Annotated in this window: 13 protein-coding genes; 5 read left to right on the top strand and 8 right to left on the bottom strand. The window is 70.7% G+C overall.

The window, feature by feature from the left end:
- Positions 1 to 101: 101 nt before the first annotated feature.
- Positions 102 to 845, bottom strand: a complete 744-nt coding sequence (locus MCHLDSM_RS30300; RefSeq protein ID WP_048473501.1) for a hypothetical protein — start codon at positions 843 to 845, stop codon at positions 102 to 104.
- A 149-nt stretch (positions 846 to 994) separates the two neighbouring features.
- On the opposite strand from MCHLDSM_RS30300, the gene MCHLDSM_RS30295 reads away from it, so the two are divergent.
- Positions 995 to 2,269, top strand: a complete 1,275-nt coding sequence (locus MCHLDSM_RS30295) for a multidrug effflux MFS transporter (RefSeq protein ID WP_048473500.1) — start codon at positions 995 to 997, stop codon at positions 2,267 to 2,269.
- 69 nt (positions 2,270 to 2,338) lie between these two features.
- Positions 2,339 to 4,129 carry an MFS transporter gene (locus MCHLDSM_RS30290; protein ID WP_048473499.1) on the top strand — a complete coding sequence of 597 codons (1,791 nt, stop codon included), beginning with the start codon at positions 2,339 to 2,341 and terminating at the stop codon, positions 4,127 to 4,129.
- Here MCHLDSM_RS30290 and MCHLDSM_RS30285 read toward each other — a convergent pair.
- The 4 genes from MCHLDSM_RS30285 to MCHLDSM_RS30270 all read right to left on the bottom strand — a co-directional run bounded on the left by MCHLDSM_RS30285 (position 4,126) and on the right by MCHLDSM_RS30270 (position 10,995).
- On the bottom strand, positions 4,126 to 5,517 hold the full coding sequence (locus MCHLDSM_RS30285; RefSeq protein ID WP_048473498.1) for an NAD(P)/FAD-dependent oxidoreductase: 1,392 nt from the start codon (positions 5,515 to 5,517) through the stop codon (positions 4,126 to 4,128). The genes MCHLDSM_RS30290 and MCHLDSM_RS30285 overlap by 4 nt on opposite strands.
- A gap of 28 nt (positions 5,518 to 5,545) precedes the next feature.
- On the bottom strand, positions 5,546 to 6,904 hold the full coding sequence (locus MCHLDSM_RS30280; RefSeq protein ID WP_048473497.1) for an FAD-binding oxidoreductase: 1,359 nt from the start codon (positions 6,902 to 6,904) through the stop codon (positions 5,546 to 5,548).
- A complete protein-coding gene (locus MCHLDSM_RS30275) occupies positions 6,901 to 10,326 on the bottom strand; it encodes a TM0106 family RecB-like putative nuclease (protein WP_048473496.1) in 3,426 nt (1,141 codons plus the stop codon). The genes MCHLDSM_RS30280 and MCHLDSM_RS30275 overlap by 4 nt, the downstream gene beginning before the upstream one ends.
- Positions 10,327 to 10,443: 117 nt before the next feature.
- A complete protein-coding gene (locus tag MCHLDSM_RS30270; protein ID WP_048473495.1) occupies positions 10,444 to 10,995 on the bottom strand; it encodes an LppP/LprE family lipoprotein in 552 nt (183 codons plus the stop codon).
- Between the two features lie 89 nt (positions 10,996 to 11,084).
- On the opposite strand from MCHLDSM_RS30270, the gene MCHLDSM_RS30265 reads away from it, so the two are divergent.
- The 3 genes from MCHLDSM_RS30265 to MCHLDSM_RS30255 are packed head-to-tail and all read left to right on the top strand — an operon-like array spanning position 11,085 to position 14,668.
- Positions 11,085 to 12,785: a DEAD/DEAH box helicase gene (locus MCHLDSM_RS30265; RefSeq protein WP_048473494.1), complete on the top strand. Its 1,701-nt coding sequence runs from the start codon at positions 11,085 to 11,087 to the stop codon at positions 12,783 to 12,785.
- A 6-nt stretch (positions 12,786 to 12,791) separates the two neighbouring features.
- A complete protein-coding gene (locus tag MCHLDSM_RS30260) occupies positions 12,792 to 13,949 on the top strand; it encodes an acyltransferase family protein (protein WP_048473493.1) in 1,158 nt (385 codons plus the stop codon).
- A gap of 14 nt (positions 13,950 to 13,963) precedes the next feature.
- Entirely contained in the window at positions 13,964 to 14,668 is a 705-nt protein-coding gene (locus MCHLDSM_RS30255) for a siderophore-interacting protein (protein WP_048473492.1), read from the top strand.
- On the opposite strand, the gene MCHLDSM_RS30250 is transcribed toward MCHLDSM_RS30255, so the two are convergent.
- Genes MCHLDSM_RS30250 through MCHLDSM_RS30240 form a run of 3 tightly spaced genes read right to left on the bottom strand, consistent with a single transcriptional unit; the run spans position 14,653 to position 17,891 of the window.
- Complete coding sequence (locus tag MCHLDSM_RS30250) at positions 14,653 to 15,243, bottom strand: TetR/AcrR family transcriptional regulator (RefSeq protein ID WP_048473491.1); 591 nt, start codon at positions 15,241 to 15,243, stop codon at positions 14,653 to 14,655. The genes MCHLDSM_RS30255 and MCHLDSM_RS30250 overlap by 16 nt on opposite strands.
- Positions 15,243 to 16,484 (bottom strand): cytochrome P450, encoded by a 1,242-nt coding sequence (locus MCHLDSM_RS30245; protein WP_048473490.1) that lies wholly within the window; start codon positions 16,482 to 16,484, stop codon positions 15,243 to 15,245. The genes MCHLDSM_RS30250 and MCHLDSM_RS30245 overlap by 1 nt, the downstream gene beginning before the upstream one ends.
- 39 nt (positions 16,485 to 16,523) lie before the next feature.
- Entirely contained in the window at positions 16,524 to 17,891 is a 1,368-nt protein-coding gene (locus tag MCHLDSM_RS30240) for an FAD-binding oxidoreductase (protein ID WP_048473489.1), read from the bottom strand.
- Positions 17,892 to 17,896 lie beyond the last annotated feature (5 nt).

The raw sequence follows: 17,896 nt of genomic DNA, 5'->3' as shown, positions 1-17,896 counted from the left end.
CTAGCGCTTCTGCGATCGGCGGGACCAGGCAACGTCCTTATGGTCATTGCGGACACGTCGAGCGGCGCACGGGGTGCCGCTCAACGGTCTGCGGAGCGCGCTCAGGCGCGCGGTGCGGGCAGCAGATGCAGGGGCGCAGGCCACCGCGGCGGCGGGGCGCCGAACGCGTTGCGCGCGTTCGCGACGATCTTCTTGCCCATCATCCGGTTGCCGACGCCGCCGACGACCGCCCCGATGCCGACCGGCAGCATCTTGCCGAACATCATCACGCCGCGCTTGAGCGTGTAGCGCTTGACGAAGTATCGGAGCAACCGGTTGTTGAGCTGGGACACCGCGGGCAGCGGCAGCGACGCCGCGCCGTCGGACAGCCAGCCGCCGCTGGTGCGGCCGCGGCCGAGCAGGTCGGCCACCGCCCCCTTGCTGTCCTCGCCGACGAGCACCGCCAGCACGAGCGCGCGGCGCCGTTCCCGGTGGTCGGCGGGAATGCCGTACACCTCGGCGACGGCCAGCACGTAGACGGCCGTCGCCTCCAGGAACACGACGGTCTCGCCGGCCACCGCGGACATCGCCACCAGCGTGCCGATCCCGGGGAAGGCGGCCGCCGAGCCGACGGCCGCGCCGCTGGCCATCACCGCCGCCATGTAGTGCTTCTCGAGCTTGCCGACGATCTCGGCCGGCCCGGCTTCGGGGTTGGCGGCCCGCAACCGTGCGACATAGGACCGGACGGCGGGCCCCTGGACCCGCGCTCCACGCTCGATGATCTGGCTCAGCGCCTTGGCCGCGGCGCCGGGGTCCTCGTCGTTGACCGCGAGCTCCTGGCTCTTGGCCCGTGACCATGCACTCATCGGCGACCTCTCGTCGTGCGAACCTCCAGGCTAGTCCCTGGAAACACGCAGACAACGAACGGCGGTTCGCGCGGGGTGCCGCACCGTGACGGCGGTCACTGTTCGCCGTGAGGGGAAGGATTTATCGGGAAGCCGCGCTAACCAGTTGCATGGCAGTATCCCCAGACGTGGACGTGACGCCGCTGGACACCGCACCCGCGGCCCAGCCCGGCCGGATCCGGATGATCGTGGTGCTGGGCCTGCTCGTGGCACTGGGCCCGCTGACCATCGACATGTACCTGCCCGCGCTGCCGAAGATCGCCGACGACCTGTCGGTGTCGTCGTCGGTGGCGCAGTTGACGTTGACCGGCACGCTGGCCGGCCTGGCGCTCGGGCAGCTGATCATCGGTCCGCTGTCGGACTCGCTGGGCCGCCGTAGGCCGCTGATCGGCGGCATCGTGCTGCACATGCTGGCGTCGCTGCTGTGCCTGTTCGCCCCGAACATCGCGGTGCTGGGCATCGCCCGCGGGCTGCAGGGCGTCGGCGCCGCGGCCGGCATGGTGGTGGCGATCGCGGTGGTCGGCGATCTGTACAAGGACAACGTCGCGGCGACGGTGATGTCGCGGCTGATGCTGGTGCTCGGCGTCGCACCCGTGCTGGCTCCGTCGCTGGGCGCCGCGGTGCTGCTGCACGCCTCCTGGCACTGGGTGTTCGCCGCCCTGGTCGTCGCCGCGGGCGCGTTGCTGGTCATGGCCGTGCTGGCGCTGCCGGAGACCCTCCCGGTCGGGCATCGGCGGCCGCTGAAGGTGACCGGCATCGCCCGGACCTACGTCGAGCTGCTGCGCGACACCCGGTTCGTGATGCTGGTGCTGGTCGGCGCGCTGGGCATGTCCGGGCTGTTCGCCTACATCGCGGGCGCCTCGTTCGTGCTGCAGGGCCGCTACGGCCTCGGGCAGACGGCGTTCGCGCTGGTGTTCGGCGCGGGCGCGATCGCGCTGATCGGGTCCACCCAGTGCAACGTCGTGCTGCTGCGGCGCTTCTCGCCGCAGCAGATCATGGTGTGGGCGCTGGCCGCGGCAGCGCTGGCCGGTGTGGTGTTCGTCGCGGTGTCCGCGGCGCACATCGGCGGACTGTTCGGGTTCGTCCTGCCGGTGTGGGCCATCCTCGCCGCGATGGGGCTGGTCATCCCGAACGCCCCTGCGGTCGCGCTGACGCGCCACCCCGACGCCGCGGGCACCGCCGCGGCGCTGCTGGGCGCGTTCCAGTTCGGGATGGGCGCCGCCGTCGCGCCGGTCGTCGGCGTGCTCGGCAACGACGAACTGGCGATGGCGGCCGTGATGGCCACCGGCGTCATCGTCGCGCTGGGCGCACTCCTGCTGACCGGCGAGCACCGTGCCCCCGCCGCCGACCCGGACGCCGTCGCGGCGGGCGCCGACTTGTCGTGAATCTCGCCGGTCCGTAGCGTCGGCCGAAACCGTAGCCATTCGTCGATTGATGCCCAGTTGTCTTCCACCATGCTCGAATCCGTGACGCCGCGCGCGCCGGGGGTGAACCCCTGGCACGCGCTGTGGGCGCTTCTCGTCGGCTTCTTCATGATCCTGGTCGACGCGACCATCGTCGCGGTCGCGAACCCGGCGATCATGGCCAACCTGGGGGTCGGCTACGACGCGGTGATCTGGGTGACCAGCGCCTACCTGCTGGCGTATGCGGTGCCGCTGCTGATCGCCGGGCGCCTCGGCGACCGGTACGGGCCCAAGAACGTCTACCTGCTCGGGCTGACGGTGTTCACGCTGGCCTCGCTGTGGTGCGGGCTGGCCGACACGATCGGCGTGCTGGTCGCGGCCCGCGTGCTGCAGGGGGTGGGCGCGGCGCTGCTCACCCCGCAGACCCTCTCGGTGATCACCAGGACGTTCCCGGCGGAGCGGCGCGGTGTCGCGATGAGTGTGTGGGGGGCGACGGCCGGGGTGGCCACGCTGGTGGGGCCGCTGGCCGGCGGCGTGCTGGTCGACCACCTGGGGTGGCAGTGGATCTTCTTCGTCAACGTGCCGGTCGGCCTGATCGGGCTGGCGCTGGCCGTGCGCCTGGTTCCGTCGCTGCCCACCCAGAGCCATCACTTCGACCTGCCGGGTGTCGTGCTCTCCGGGGTCGGCATGTTCCTGATCGTGTTCGCGCTGCAGGAGGGTCAGTCGCACGACTGGGCGCCGTGGATCTGGGCCACAATGGCGATCGGTGTCGCGGTGATGGCGGCGTTCGTGGTGTGGCAGTCGGTCAACCGCGGGGAGCCGCTCATCCCGCTGGTGATCTTCGGGGATCGCGACTTCTCGATGTCCAACATCGGTGTCGCGACGATCGGGTTCGTCGCGACGTCGATGATCCTGCCGCTGATGTTCTACGCCCAGGCGGTGTGCGGGCTCACGCCGACGCGGGCGGCGCTGCTGACCGCGCCGATGGCGGTGGCGACCGGGGTGCTGGCCCCGGCGGTCGGCAAGATCGTCGACCGCGCACACCCGCGCCCGGTCATCGGCTTCGGGTTCTCGGTGATGGCGATCGGGCTCACGTGGCTGTCGGTGGAGATGACGCCGACGACCCCGATCTGGCGGTTGGTGCTTCCGCTGACCGCGATGGGTGTGGGGATGGCGTTCATCTGGTCGCCGTTGGCCGCCACGGCCACCCGCAACCTGCCGCCGCAGCTGGCCGGCGCCGGATCCGGGGTGTACAACACGACGCGGCAGGTCGGCTCGGTGCTGGGCAGCGCCGGTATGGCCGCGTTCATGGCGTCCCGGCTCTCGGCGGAGATGCCCGGCGCGGCCGACGCGGCTCCGCAGTCCGAGGGCTCCGTCGCGCAGCTGCCCGGCTTCCTGCACGCCCCGTTCGCGGCCGCGATGTCGCAGGCGATGCTGCTGCCCGCCTTCATCGCGTTGTTCGGTGTGGTGGCCGCGCTGTTCCTGATCGGCATGGTCGGCACCCGGTTCACCCCGGCCGCGCCGGAGGCCGAGCCGGACGATCGCGTCGACGATGACGGTGACTTCGCCGCCGATGACGACGAGTACGTCGAGTACGTCGTCGACTGGGGCGGCACCGATTCCGGGCCCGATTCCAGCGCCGAGGCCGACACCGACGTGCTGAGCCGGGCCACTCCCGAGCCGCCGGCCGGCGCGGACGCCGAGACGACGACCCACGAGTGGCGCACCATCCTCGATCAGCTGCTGGCCGAGTCGGCGCCCCGCAACGGGCACAACGGATCTCCCGTCGACGGCGACGCGAACTCCTACGGCAGGCACTCGCGCGGGCCGGAATCCGCCTAGCCGCGCTCCATCAGGGCTTCGAGCTGCGCGTTGGTCTTCGTCAGCGCCGACGTCAGCGCCCCGAACGCCCGGTCACGCACCCGCGGCTTGTCGGTGAAGTCGGGGAACAGGTCGCGCAGCACGTTGAGCCGGCACGCCTTCAGCCAGTCCATCAGCTCGGGGTCCTTGAGCCAGCGCACCTGAGCTTCGTTGTCGGAGAGCAGGATTCGCAGCCAGTCGACCGGCGCGTCGGGGTGGGGGATCGGCGCGCACAGGTCGTTGCGGGCGGCGTCGTCGGCGTAGCCGGCTTCGACGTGGGCGATGAACGCCGAGCTGAACACCTGCTGGCATCCGCGCACGCTCTGCAGCGTGATCCGGTCACCGTCGAACACCGGCACCGACGGGGGGCGCGGCAGCCCCTGGGTCGTGCAGTCCACGTACAGCGACGGCGCCGGCACTTCGAGTTCGCCGTCGCGCAGCACGATGCGGTCGTGCTCGGCGCGTTCCAGGTGGCCCTGCCGCACCACGTCCTGGATCAGACGCAGTTGCTCGAGTTCCCCGGCGGAGACGATGGCGCAGTGGTACATGGTCGGCGTCCTACTCGGATCCAGCCGGAAGACGGTGCCGTCGGCCTCGAGTCGCAGGAACAGGTCGTCGATCGACGTCGCCTCGGCGATCGCGGCCATCCGGGAGGCGATCGACTCCCGCATCGTCTTGACGAACCGTTCGCCGGGCTGGATGTGGGCGCGGTTGAGCAGCCACGAGTCGCGCGGCATGATCCACCGCAGTCGCTCGGGCCCGACGCCGGAGCGCATCAGCCAGAGGCAGCAGTCCATGCCGGTCTTGCCGCCGCCGACGATCGTGTAGTGCTCGCGGCCCGCCGCCCGGCGCGGCAGGTCGTTGGGGGTGACGACGTCCACGCCGTCGTCGACCGAGAACGGCGCCGAACGCATCGACTGCACGACCGTCAGCAGGTACGTCGCATCGACCACCCGGCGCCGCACCGCCACCGTGTGCTCGGCGCCGTCGAGGGTCCGAAACCTGTTGTCGCCCAGATAGTGCGACGACGGGAAGTACGACAGCCGGCCGGTGGGCAGCAGCTGGTGGCGCATCACCTGGTCGTAGTAGGCGCACACCTCGTGTCCGGTGGCCAGCTCGAAGAAGCCCGCGTTCGGCCCGGCCTCGTCGATCCAGTCTTCGTTGCCCAGCGCCCGCGAGTTCACGCCGTAGTACGCGGACGGCTGATGCAGCCGCACGAACGGATACACCCAGTTCCAGTGGCCCCCGGGCTGGTGGTTGTCGTCGACGAGCACGATCGTCGCGTCCGTCTCGGTGAGCATCGTGTCGACGAACGCCATGCCCATCGCGCCCGCGCCGATGACGAGATAGTCAGCCTCGATGCTGGTCATCGCCGACACGCTACGTCACGCCCCCGCGTCAGCCGAACAGCACCGCGGGGTTCAGGTAGCCGGTGGGGTCGAAGGCCGCCTTGACCGCCCGCATCGCCGCGATGTCGGCGTCGGTGCGCGACATCGACACGTACTCGCGCTTGCGGGTGCCCACCCCGTGTTCGGAGCTGACGTTGCCGTCGTGCCGATCGATCAACGCCATCATCGCGGTGTACAGCGCGTGCTCGCGCTCACCGCTCAGCGTGCACCGCACGATGTTCAGGTGCAGGTTGCCCTCCCCGACGTGCCCGAACAGTACCGGGATGGCGTCGGGGGCGTGCTCGGCGACGAGCTCGGCGGACTCGGCCGCGAACGCCGTGATCGACGAAAGGGGCAGCGACACATCGAATTTCAGCGGCGGACCGTAGACGCCGAGCACATCGGCGACCGCCTCGCGTACCTGCCAGAGCCGCTGCTGGGCGGCGCCGTCGATTCCCACGGCGGGCTCGCCGCACAGGTCGGCCTCCGACAGCGCCTCGGCGAGCCGGTCGGTCAGGTCGGTGTCCCCGGCCAGCTCGATCAGCAGCTTCCAGGCGCCCTCGACGGGGGCGGCCACGCCGGCGTGCTCGGCGGTCAGCGCGCTGGCCCGGGCGTCGATGAGCTCGAGCGCCGCGATGCCGTCCATGTCGCGGAACAGGCGGGCGGTCGCGATCAGTGCGTCGAGGTCGGCGTATCCGCAGATCGCGGTGACCCGCTGCCGCGGGGTGGGGTGCAGGCGCAGATCCAACCCGGTGATCACCCCGAGCGTGCCTTCGGCGCCGACGAACAGCGACGCCAGGTCGTAGCCGGTGTTGTCGCTGCGCACCTGGCTGTGGCGGTGCACCACCGATCCGTCGGGCAGCACCACGTCAAGCCCGAGCACCTGTTCGCCCATGTTGCCGTAGCAGACGGTGCGCAATCCGCCGGCGTTCGTCGACGCCATGCCGCCGACCGTGGCCGAGTCGCGCGCCGCCAGGTCCACCCCGAACACCAGTCCCGCCGCCGTCGCGGCCCGTTGCACCTCGGCCAGCGTCACCCCGGCGCCGACGTGCACCCGGCGCTCCACCGTGTCGACCTCATCGATCTCGCGCAGCCGTTCGGTGGACAGCAGCACGTCGTCGTGCTCGGGCACGGTGCCCGCCACCAGCGACGTCCGGCCGCCCTGCACGGTCACGCTCACCCCGGCGTCGCGGCACGCCGTCAGCACCGCCGCGACCTCCTCGGCCGATCCCGGCCGCACCAGCACCGCCGCGTGGCCCCGGTAGCGCCCGGTGTAGTCGACGCTACGGCCGCCGAGCACGTCGGGATCGGTGCTCACCTGCGAGGCGCCCACGATCGCGGCGAGCCGTTCGGTCAGCGCTTCGGTCATCGGCCCGGTGTATCACATGAGCTCAGCGCCAGGAACGCGCCCAGCTCGACCAGGCGGTCGGGCGTGCCGGGCAGGTAGTCCGTCAGCTGCGCCGACCGCACGATCACCGCCAGGTACTTCGCCCGGCTCACCGCGACGTTCAACCGATTCCTGTTGAGCAGGAACGCGATTCCGCGGGGCACGTCGTCGATCGACGACGCCGTCATCGACAGGAACACCACCGGCGCCTGCTGACCCTGGAACTTGTCGACCGTGCCGACCGCCACGTCGGTGAAGCCGGCCGCGTCGAGGTGGCTGCGCATCAGCACCACCTGCGCGTTGTAGGGGGTCACGACGAGCACGTCGCGATGCCCGAGCGGCCGGGTGCCGTCCTCGTCGGTCCACGGGGTGCCGAGCAGCTCCCGCAGCGTGGCGACGATGGCCGCGGCCTCCTCGGGGCTGTCGGTGGCGTTGCCCTGATGGTCGACGGCCAGGGTGCGGACTCCGGGCGCGACGCCGTCGAGGCGGCGGGCGGCGGTGACGTCCACACGGGAGTGCAGCCGGTTGTCGTAGGACAACCGGGACACCGCGCGGCACACGTCGGGGTGCATCCGGTAGGAGCGGTCCAGGAAGTAGCCCCGTTCGGACGGCAACGTGTGATGCCCGTCGACCAGCCACGCCAACGCCGACCCGTCGACCGGCTCGGGATGGGTGCCCTGGCTGACCTGCGGCAGTTGTTGCGGGTCGCCGAGCAGCAGCAGGTTGCGCGCCGCGCGCGCCACCGCGATCGTGTTGGCGAGACTGAACTGGCCCGCCTCCTCGACGACGAGCAGGTCCAGCGATGCGGACGGAACACGACGGTCGTTGGCGAAATCCCATGCGGTACCGCCGATCACGCAGCCCTCGTGGTCGGCGATGAACGCCGGATAGTCCTTCTCGTCGATGTCCCGCCACGGTGCGCCCGCGGACTTCTTCTTGCCCACCCGATCGGCGTCGACACCCGCCCGCAGGATGCCGGCGAACAGGTTCTCCACGACGGCGTGCGCCTGCGCGACCACCCCGACCCGCCAGCCGTGGTCGACGACCAGCGACGCGATGACCTGCGCGGCGGTGAACGTCTTGCCGGTGCCGGGCGGGCCGTGCACCGCGAGGTACGACGCGTCGAGATCGAGCAACGCGGCGGTGATGTCTTCGACGATGTTGCCGCTGGCGCCGGTGCCGGGCAGGGCGGCGCCGCTGAGAGTGCGCGGCGCACGCCGCAGCAGCAGATCGGTCATCGCGCCCGGACGGAGCCGGGGAAGCGCGTCGGCGACCTCCTGCGCGGCGGTGGCGATCGACTCGGCCAGCGGCTTGGTGCTGATCGGCGGTCCCGGGGTCAGCGCGAACGGCACCTGGGTGAAGGCGTCGCCGCCTTTGGGTTGCCGCTCGATGACGGTCACCTCGGTGGGCGCCTCGACGTTGTCGCAGTCGACGACCGTCACGGTGCCGTAGCCGCGGCGGTCCGGGTCGTCGGCCAGTCCCGCCGGGGCGGGCGGGTCGTAGAGCGCGTACATGTCGCGGTCCAGATCGCCGTTGGCGATCTCCCCGCGAAGGATCAGGCGGCGCTGCGGTTTCCGGGCCTTCGGCGGCTGGTGCCAGTCCTCGGCGATCTCGTGGCTGTCGACGAGGAACACGCCGCTGCTGTCGGACCACTCCTCCACCGGGTTGTTGACCCGGTCGAAGTGCCCCCACCAGAACGGTTTGTCCTCACGCTTGTGGAAGCCCTTCGCGGCGGCGATCAGCGCGACCGCCGTCTGCTCGGGCGTGCGCGGCTCCACACCGTCCCCGGCGAACTTGCGCAGCCGGCGCTCGACGGCGTCCACCTCGACCGCGTCGGGCTTGGCGCCGTCGACCGGCACCGGCCCGCGCGGCGGCACCCCGCACTCGATGGCGCGCGCCACCAGCCAATCCCGCAGCCGGCGGGTCGACCGGCAGTCGTAGCGGTTGTACTCCTCGATCTCCTTGAGCACCGTCGCGGCGTCGTCGGCGTGACCGGCGTCGCGCAGCTCGCAGTAGCGGGCGTACTCGGTGATCGACGCAGTGGCCGTGGTCACTTCGCCGTCGCGCAGCTCGTTGCCCATGTAGAGCGGCTCGAGCGACTTGATGCTGTAGTTCTCGGTACCGACGCGAATGCTCTTGCGCACCAACGGATACAGGTCGAGCAGCACGCCCTCGCGCAGCAGCTCGTCGACGTCGTGCTCCCCGACGCCGTAGCGGCCGGCCAACCGCAGCAGCGTGCTCTTCTCGTAGGCCGCGTAGTGGTAGATGTGCATGCCGGGGTAGCGCCGCCGCCGCTTGCGCACCAGGTCGAGGAACGCGACCAGCGCCGCGCGTTCCTCGGCGCGGGTGTGGGCCCACAGCGGGGAGAACTCGTCGGCGACGGTCAGAACACCCCAGAGGTATTCCAGGCCCCACTCGTGTCCGTCGGCGGTCCACAGCGGGTCGCCCTCGAAGTCGAAGAACAGGTCGCCCTTGTCGGCGTCGGGCAGCACCATCAGCGGTTGCGGATCGACCAGCCGATAGGGCGGTTTGCCGTCGGGCCGCTCGGCGATCTGCAGCCGGGCCTGCGCGGTCAGGGCACCGACGGTGCGGGCCGAGAGTTCGGCGACCGGGCCGTCGTGGGCGGCGAGGTCGCGCACGGTGGTGATGCCCGCGTCGAACAGCCGGGCCCGTTGGCTGACCCGCATGCCGGCGACCAGCAGCAGATCGTCGCGGGCGCGAACCTCCTGCTCACATTCGGCGCAGCGGAAGCAGGCGCGCACCGACTCGTCCTCCCAGGCCACCGACGCGTCGCCGGCCAGGTGGTCGTTGAGCAGGCGCTGCAACGCGGCGCGGCGGGGTCGGTACACCGGCAGCAGCTCGTCGACGGGGTAGCTGACGGTCGCGCCGTCGCCGAGCACGAGGTCCACCTCCGGCGCCACGGGCACCCCGGCCGCGGTGAGGGTGTCGACGTAGGCCGCCAGCTGCAGCAGTGCCTCGACCTTGACCGAGCGGGCGAGCTTGGTGTCCCGGAGGCGGTAGCGCGGCCCCTCCTCGGAGTCTTCGAGTAGCAGGAAGTCGGCGAAACCGACGAACCGGCCGTCGAACATCGCGGCCTGGAAGATCACCGGCGCCCTGCGCTCGATCGCGCGCAGCGTCTGGTCGGCGGCCGCGGTCAGGCCGGCGAGGGTGTAGTCGGGCCGGCCGATGACGGTGACCTCGCTGTCGCGGCGCAGCGCCTCGAGGTGCCGCTGCTCGTGCTCGTCGCCGAGTTGCGATGTGCGAGCCAGCAATTCGTCGTCTCCGGATACCGCGGGCCCGCGACCGAGCTTGACGTCGAACGCCCGCAGCAGCGCGTACTCACAGCGCGCGGCCGCGGCGAGGTCGGAGGCGCTGTAGACCACGCGGCCCTCGATGACGAACACGTCGCCACTGTAAGGCAGGGGTCCGACGCCCTCGTTCTCCGCGGAAGCGCATTCCTGGTCGCTGCCGGGCCTAAATCGCAGCCCGGAATGCGCTTCCGCGGCGGGGGCAGCGGCGGGTCAGCGCGGCGTGTTGCCGATCAGCTCGACCCCGCTGCCGTTCCAGCGGAACTTCACGATGCTGTCGAGGCCGGGCACGCCGTTGGAGTACTTCAGCGCCACGGTGTCGCCGGTGGTGCCGACGCTGTCGAGGCCGTTGAAGCCGTAGGTGTCGGGCACGCCGGTGGGGATGAACTTGCCGCGGTGGAACATCACCGCGCGGGTGTTGGGGTTCTGCGAGTTCGTGTTCGCCTTGACGATCACCGCCGACAGTTGCGCGCACTCGTTGTAGTTACCGGCCACCGGTTCGGGGCTCCACGCCTGGTTGCTGCGCGGATCGCGGGGTAGTTCGGAGACCGCCTTGGCGATCTCGGGCGCGGCCAGGTCGGTGGCGCACGGGTCCTCCGACGCCGTCGGCCCCGGCGGCGGACCCAGGGGCGCCGGCGCGGACGATGGGGCAGCCGCGGGCGGTGACGCCGCTGTGGGTCCGGGGGTTTTCGACGCCGTCGAGTCCCCGGAGCCGCACCCCGCGAGAACGAGAGCGGCGGCGCCGACGACCGCTGCCCATTTCACAAGTGGCGACCGTACCGTCCGCACCCTGGGGGTGGCCAACAGGCGCGCGGTGCCGTGAGACCTGTGAGGGGCACTAGACTGCCACCACGATGACCACCTCCGATACGGCCCCCGACAGCGTGGATCTGCCCGGTGAGACGACCTTTGCCGACCTGCAGATCCACCCCGCGGTGCTGCAGGCGGTCAACGATGTCGGCTACGAGTCGCCCTCACCCATCCAGGCGGCGACGATCCCGGCGATGCTGGCCGGCTCCGACGTCGTCGGCCTGGCGCAGACCGGCACCGGCAAGACCGCGGCGTTCGCCATCCCGATCCTCAGCAAGATCGACACCTCCAGCCGCACCACCCAGGCGCTGGTGCTGGCCCCGACCCGGGAACTGGCCCTGCAGGTCGCCGAGGCGTTCAGCCGGTACGGCGCGCACCTGAACGTCAACGTGCTGCCGGTGTACGGCGGCAGCTCCTACGGCCCCCAGCTGGCCGGACTCCGGCGCGGCGCCCACATCGTGGTCGGCACGCCCGGCCGGGTGATCGACCACCTGGAGAAGGGCACGCTGGACGTCAGCCACCTGGACTACATGGTGCTCGACGAGGCCGACGAGATGCTGCAGATGGGCTTCGCGGAGGACGTCGAGCGCATCCTGGCCGACACCCCCGAGTACAAGCAGGTCGCGCTGTTCTCGGCGACCATGCCGCCGGCGATCAAGAAGATCACCGCCAAGTACCTGCACGACCCGGTCGAGGTGACGGTCAAGTCGAAGACCCAGACCGCGGAGAACATCACGCAGCGGTACATCCAGGTGTCGTATCCGCGCAAGATGGACGCGCTGACACGGCTGCTCGAGGTCGAGCAGGGCGACGCGATGATCGTGTTCGTCCGCACCAAGCAGGCCACCGAGGAGGTGGCCGAGAAGCTCAAGGCCCGCGGGTTCGCCGCGGCGGCCATCAACGGCGACATCCCGCAGGCGGTCCGTGAGCGCACGATCAACGCGCTCAAGGACGGCTCGATCGACATCCTCGTCGCCACCGACGTGGCCGCGCGCGGTCTGGACGTGGAGCGGATCTCGCATGTGGTGAACTTCGACATCCCGCACGACCCGGAGTCCTACGTGCACCGGATCGGCCGCACCGGGCGGGCCGGCCGCTCCGGGACGGCGTTGCTGTTCGTGACGCCGCGCGAGCGCCATCTGCTCGGCGCGATCGAGCGGGTCACCCGCCAGAAGCTCGTCGAATCCGAACTTCCCTCTGTCGACGACGTGAACGAGCGGCGCGTGCAGAAGTTCACCGACTCGATCACCCAGGCGCTGGCGGCGCCCGGCATCGAACTGTTCCGCACGCTGGTCGAGGGCTACGAACGCGATCACGACGTGCCGATGGCCGACATCGCCGCCGCGCTGGCGCTGCAGAGCCGCGACGGCGAAGAGTTCCTGATGACCGAGCCGCCGCCGGAGAAGCGCCGCGAGAAGCGCGACCGGCCGGACCGGCCCGATCGCGACGATCGCGGTCCCCGCAAGTCCCGGGAGCGGCGCAGCGATCTGGCGACGTATCGCATCGCGGTCGGCAAGCGGCACAAAGCCATGCCGGGTGCGATCGTCGGCGCCATCGCCAACGAGGGTGGCCTGCACCGCAGCGACTTCGGCCACATCGCGATCAAGCTTGACTACTCGCTGGTGGAGCTGCCGGCCAACCTGTCCCGGGAGACGCTGAAGAAGCTGGAGAACACCCGCATCCAGGGCCAGCTGATCCACCTCGAACCCGATCGCGGGCCGAAGGCGCGCCGCAACTCTCCCTAGCGCCCGATGACGCTGTCCCGAGACGCCGACGCCCAGGGCGGCCTGGAGTCGGTGACCCCGACGGGCCGGGTCGACTCGCTGACCGGAATCCGTGCGGTCGCCGCGCTGCTGGTGGTGCTCACCCACGCCGCGTACACCACCGGCAAGTACGGGCTGGGCTACGTCGGGCTGATGTTCTCCCGGATGGAGATCGGGGTGCCGATCTTCTTCGTGCTCTCGGGATTCCTGCTGTTCGGTCCGTGGGTGAACGCCTGCGCCGCGGGCGCGCCGGCGCCGTCGGTGCGGCGCTACGCGTGGCACCGGGTGCGCCGCATCATGCCGGCCTATGCGGTCACTGTCGTCGCGGCCTATCTCATCTACCACTTCCGCACGGCCGGGCCGAACCCCGGACACACCTGGGAGGGGCTGGTGCGTAACCTGACCCTGACCCAGATCTACACCGACAACTATCTGTATTCGTTTCTGCACCAGGGTCTTACGCAGATGTGGAGCCTCGCGGTCGAGGCGGCGTTCTACGTGGCGCTGCCGGCGATGGCCTACCTGCTGATCGTCGTGCTGTGCCGGCGGCGCTGGCGGCCGGGCCGGCTGCTGGCCGGGCTGGGTGCCCTGGCCCTGATCTCTCCGGCCTGGCTGACGCTGGTCCACAAGACCGACTTCCTGCCCGACGGCGCCCGGCTGTGGCTGCCGGGATACCTGGCGTGGTTCATCGGCGGGATGGTGCTCGCGGTGCTGGCGCCGATGCGGGTGCGCGCCTACGCGCTGGTGTGTCTGCCGGTCGTGGTCGTCAGCTACTTCATCGTGTCGACGCCGATCGGGGGCGAGCCGACGACGTCGCCGGCGCTGCTGTGGGAGGCCCTGGCCAAGACGGTGTTCTACGCCGTCATCGCGACGCTCGTGGTCGCGCCGCTGGCGCTGGGACCCCAGCACGGCGTGTACGCCCGATTGATGGCCAGCAGGCCGATGGTGTTCCTCGGTGAGATCTCCTACGAGATCTTCCTGATCCATCTGGTGACGATGGAGCTGGTCATGGTCGAGGTCCTGCACTACCCGATCTACAACGGCTCGGTGTGGCTGCTGTTTCTCGGCACGCTCGTGGTCACCGTTCCGCTGGCATGGCTGCTGCACCGCGTCACCCGCGTGCGACCCACCGTCCGATCGAGTTAGGTTACCCTCGCCTAATGGCGACGGTAAGACAGTCCCGCGGTTTCGCGGGGGCGGTGCTCAAGCTGATGCGTGCGGGCGACTACGAACTGACGGTGACGGATCGCCACCAGATCGGGCCGCACTACCTGCGGCTGAGCTTCGCCGCGGGCGGCCTGCTGGCCGACCGGGCCGTGCACCCGACGATGTGGATCCGGCTGTGGTTCCCCGACGGCGAGCGGCTGCACCAGCGCGGCTACACCCTGGTCGATCCCGATCCGGCCGCCGACACCGTCGACGTCGAGTTCGCCCTGCACGACGGTGTCGCCGCACGCTGGGCGCAGCAGGCCGAGCCGGGGGACACCATCGAGGCGACCGTCCTCGGCAGCAACTTCGCACTGCCCACCCCGGCGCCGGCCGGGTACGTCGTCGTCGGCGACACCGCGTCGCTGCCGGCGATCAATTCCCTGCTCGACGCGATCGGGGACGCACCCGCCCACGTCTTCCTCGAAGCCGCCCATGCCGAGGACCGGCTGCTGCCGGTGCGGCACCCCGCGACCTGGGTCGACCGTGACGGGGACGCGCTCGTCGACGCGGTCGCCGCGGCGGCCTTCGACGCTCCCGACCACTTCGGCTGGGTCGCCTGCGACAACCGCGCGACCCGCGCGGTGGCCCGGGTGCTGCGCGACGACTACGGGATGGCGCGCAGATCGGTCAAAGCGCAGGCCTACTGGGTGGCCTGACCGGCTTCGCGGGCCGGCAGCACGATCGGCACGACGAACTCCTCGAGCATGCTGCGCTCGTCGGCCTCGTCGTGTCCTGGGAAGACGAGCAGCGACGTCATGACGCGGACCAGCCAGCGGGCCCGGTGCTCGATGGTGTGCGGTTCGTCGGGTCCCAGCGAGATGACGAAAGCTTCGGTGAGGGCCTTGATGACCTCCGACTGCTCGGCCATCTCGCCGCCGATGGGCCGTTGCGTGGTCGCGAACCACGACGCCAGCGCCGGGCTGCTGCGGACGTTGCGCAGCGAGGAGAGCATGCCCTCGATGAGCCGTTCGCGCGGGTCGACGATCGACGTGATCTGCTCGGTCATCTCGCGGTAGAGGCGGTAGCTCTCGCGGTGCACGTAGGCGGTGTAGAGCGCATCCCGGTTCTCGAAGTAGCGGTACAGCGTCGCGCGGGAACATCCTGCGGCCGAGGCGATCTCGTTCATGCCGACGGTGGCGGCCTCCTTGTGGACGAACAACTCGCCGGCCGCGTCGAGGATGCGGTCGGCCGCGACCTCGGTGCGGCGCGAGGCCAGCCAGTCCCCGGCCATCAGCTCGTCACCGTGAACGGCACCGACAGCGGGCGGCGCACGTAACTGCCGCCGGCCCAGACGATTCCGGCCTCGTCGACCTCGAAATCCGGGATGCGGGTGAGCAGTTCGTGCAGCGCCACTCGTGACTGCATCCGCGCGGCCGCCGAGCCGAGGCAGAAGTGCGCGCCGTGGCTGAACGTGAGGATGTTGCGGGGGTGCCGGGTGACGTCGAGTTCGTCTGCTTCCGGGCCGTATTCGCGTTCGTCGCGGTTGGCCGAGCCGTAGAGGAAGAGCACCTTGCGACCCTCGGGGATGGTGCGCTCGCCGATCGTGACGTCGCGGGTGGCCGTGCGCGCGAGGCCCTGTACCGGCGAGGTGAGCCGCAGGAACTCGTCGACGGCATCGGGGATCAGGCCCGGATCGGCGGTGAGCAGCCGGCGCTGATCGGGCCGCTGGTGCAGCAGTTGCATCGAGCCGCCGAGCATGCCGGTGGTGGTGTCGTTGCCGCCGGTGACCATGGTGAACGTGAACGCGAGGATCGACAGCACACCGGCGATATCGCCGTCGGCGCCGACGCCCGCGGCCACCAGGTGCGAGACGGTGTCGTCGGCCGGATCGGTGCGCCGCCGTTCGATCAGCGCGGTGAAGTAGGTCATCATCTCGCCGAGCGCGTCGCCGAGGCTGTCCAGGGCCCCGGCGACCCCGCCCTCGGTCGTGTTGGCGGCGACGATCGCCTCGGTCCAGCCGTCGAACTTCCCACGATCGGCTTCGGGCACGCCGAGGTAGTGCGCGACGACCATCGACGGCAGCGGCTTGAACAACTCGGCGACGATGTCCCCGCCGCCGTGGGCGCGCAACCTCTCGATGCGCTCGACGACGAACTCACGGACTTTGGGCTCGACCGCCTCGACCTGACGGGGTGTGAAACCCCGTGACACCAGCTTGCGGAACTCGGTGTGCACGGGCGGGTCCTGCATGACCATCGGCGGGTTGTCGGCCATCCCGATCATCTCGAGTTCCCCGTAGTTGACCGTCAGGCCCTGCGCCGACGAGAAGGTCTGGTGGTCCCGCGCGCCGGCCCAGATGTCGGCGTGCCGGGACAGCACGTAGTAATCGTGGTCAGGCCTGTCCTCGGGTACGACGTGATGCACCGGATCGTGGTCGCGCAGCGCGCGGTACATGTCCCAGGGCGCCGGCCAGGTGGCCGCGGAGGCCAGCTGGAAGCGCGCGGGCGAACCCTGAGACAGAATCGCGGTCATGTCTTATGGGTACGACAGGTACCGCATCTGTGTCAAGGGTCAGATGGCCGCACCCGGGTTCAGGATGCCGTCGGGATCGAGCGCCGCCTTGATCCGCCGGTTGAGCTCCATCACCTCGGGGCCGAGCTGGCCGGCGAGCCACGGTCGCTTGAGCCGGCCGACACCGTGCTCGCCGGTGATCGTGCCGCCCAGCCCGACGGCGAGGTCCATGATCTCCCCGAACGCCTGCTGGGCGCGCTTCTCCATGTCCGCGTCGGCGGGGTCGAACACGATCAACGGGTGGGTGTTGCCGTCGCCCGCGTGCGCGATCACCGAGATCAGCAGGTTGTGGTTGGCGGCGATCTTCTCGACGCCGGCCACCAGTTCGGCCAGCGCGGGCAGCGGCACACCGACGTCCTCGAGCAGCAGCGAGCCCCGCGCCTCCACCGCGGGGATCGCGAAGCGCCGCGCCGCGACGAAGGCCTCACCCTCCTCGGGATCCGAGGTCGAGAACACCTCCTTGGCGCCGTGCTCGGTGAACACCTCGGCCATGTACTCGGCGTCCCGCGCCCCCGCCGGGCCGCGGTCGTCGCTGGCGGCGACCATCATCGCCGCGGCGTCGCGGTCCAGACCCATCCGCAGTTTGTCCTCCACCGCGTTGATGGCCGCGGCGTCCATGAACTCCAGCATCGAGGGCCGGATCTTGCCGGTGATCGTCACCACGGCGTTCGCGGCGGCCTCGACGGAGTCGAACGTCGCGACCACCGTGCACGCGCCGTGCTGGGCGGGCAGCAGCTTCAACGTGACCTCGGTGACCACCCCGAGCGTGCCCTCACTGCCGACGAACAACTTCGTCAACGACAGTCCCGCAACGTCTTTCAAACGGGGGCCGCCCAGGCGCACCGCGGTGCCGTCGGCCAGTACCACCTGCATGCCCAGCACGTAATCGGTGGTGACGCCGTACTTGACGCAGCACAGCCCGCCCGCGTTGGTGGCGACGTTGCCGCCGATGCTGCAGATCTCGTAGGACGACGGGTCCGGCGGATACCAGAGCCCGTACTCGGCGACCGCCTTCTTCACCTCGGCGTTCAGCAGCCCGGGCTGCGCGACGGCGGTGCGGGTGACGGGGTCGACGGAGATGTCGCGCATCTTCTCGGTGGACAGCACGATTCCGCCGTTCAGTGCGGTGGCCCCGCCGGACAGTCCGGTGCCCATGCCGCGCGGGACGACGGCGACGCGGTGCGCGCTGGCCCACCGCAGCACCGCCTGGACCTCCTCGGTGCGGCGCGGACGGACGACGGCCATCGGGGTGCCGGCGCCGGGATCGGCCGCGCGATCGTGCCGGTAGGACTCGAGGATGTCGGGATCGGTGACGACGGTGCCGTCGGGAAGAGCGGAGATCAGTTCAGCGAGCACGTCGGAGACCACCTGTC

The sequence above is a fragment of the Mycolicibacterium chlorophenolicum genome, assembly GCF_001044235.1.
Lineage (GTDB): Bacteria > Actinomycetota > Actinomycetes > Mycobacteriales > Mycobacteriaceae > Mycobacterium > Mycobacterium chlorophenolicum.
This window is presented reverse-complemented; position numbering and strand designations above follow the sequence as displayed.

Coding starts and splice junctions, on each gene's coding strand:
- MCHLDSM_RS30285 (WP_048473498.1), bottom strand. CDS start 5,517: ATGACCAGCATCGAGGCTGACTATCTCGTCATCGGCGCGGGCGCGATG.
- MCHLDSM_RS30250 (WP_048473491.1), bottom strand. CDS start 15,243: ATGGCCGGGGACTGGCTGGCCTCGCGCCGCACCGAGGTCGCGGCCGAC.
- MCHLDSM_RS30245 (WP_048473490.1), bottom strand. CDS start 16,484: ATGACCGCGATTCTGTCTCAGGGTTCGCCCGCGCGCTTCCAGCTGGCC.
- MCHLDSM_RS30290 (WP_048473499.1), top strand. CDS start 2,339: ATGCTCGAATCCGTGACGCCGCGCGCGCCGGGGGTGAACCCCTGGCAC.
- MCHLDSM_RS30280 (WP_048473497.1), bottom strand. CDS start 6,904: ATGACCGAAGCGCTGACCGAACGGCTCGCCGCGATCGTGGGCGCCTCG.
- MCHLDSM_RS30295 (WP_048473500.1), top strand. CDS start 995: ATGGCAGTATCCCCAGACGTGGACGTGACGCCGCTGGACACCGCACCC.
- MCHLDSM_RS30260 (WP_048473493.1), top strand. CDS start 12,792: ATGACGCTGTCCCGAGACGCCGACGCCCAGGGCGGCCTGGAGTCGGTG.
- MCHLDSM_RS30265 (WP_048473494.1), top strand. CDS start 11,085: ATGACCACCTCCGATACGGCCCCCGACAGCGTGGATCTGCCCGGTGAG.
- MCHLDSM_RS30255 (WP_048473492.1), top strand. CDS start 13,964: ATGGCGACGGTAAGACAGTCCCGCGGTTTCGCGGGGGCGGTGCTCAAG.
- MCHLDSM_RS30300 (WP_048473501.1), bottom strand. CDS start 845: ATGAGTGCATGGTCACGGGCCAAGAGCCAGGAGCTCGCGGTCAACGAC.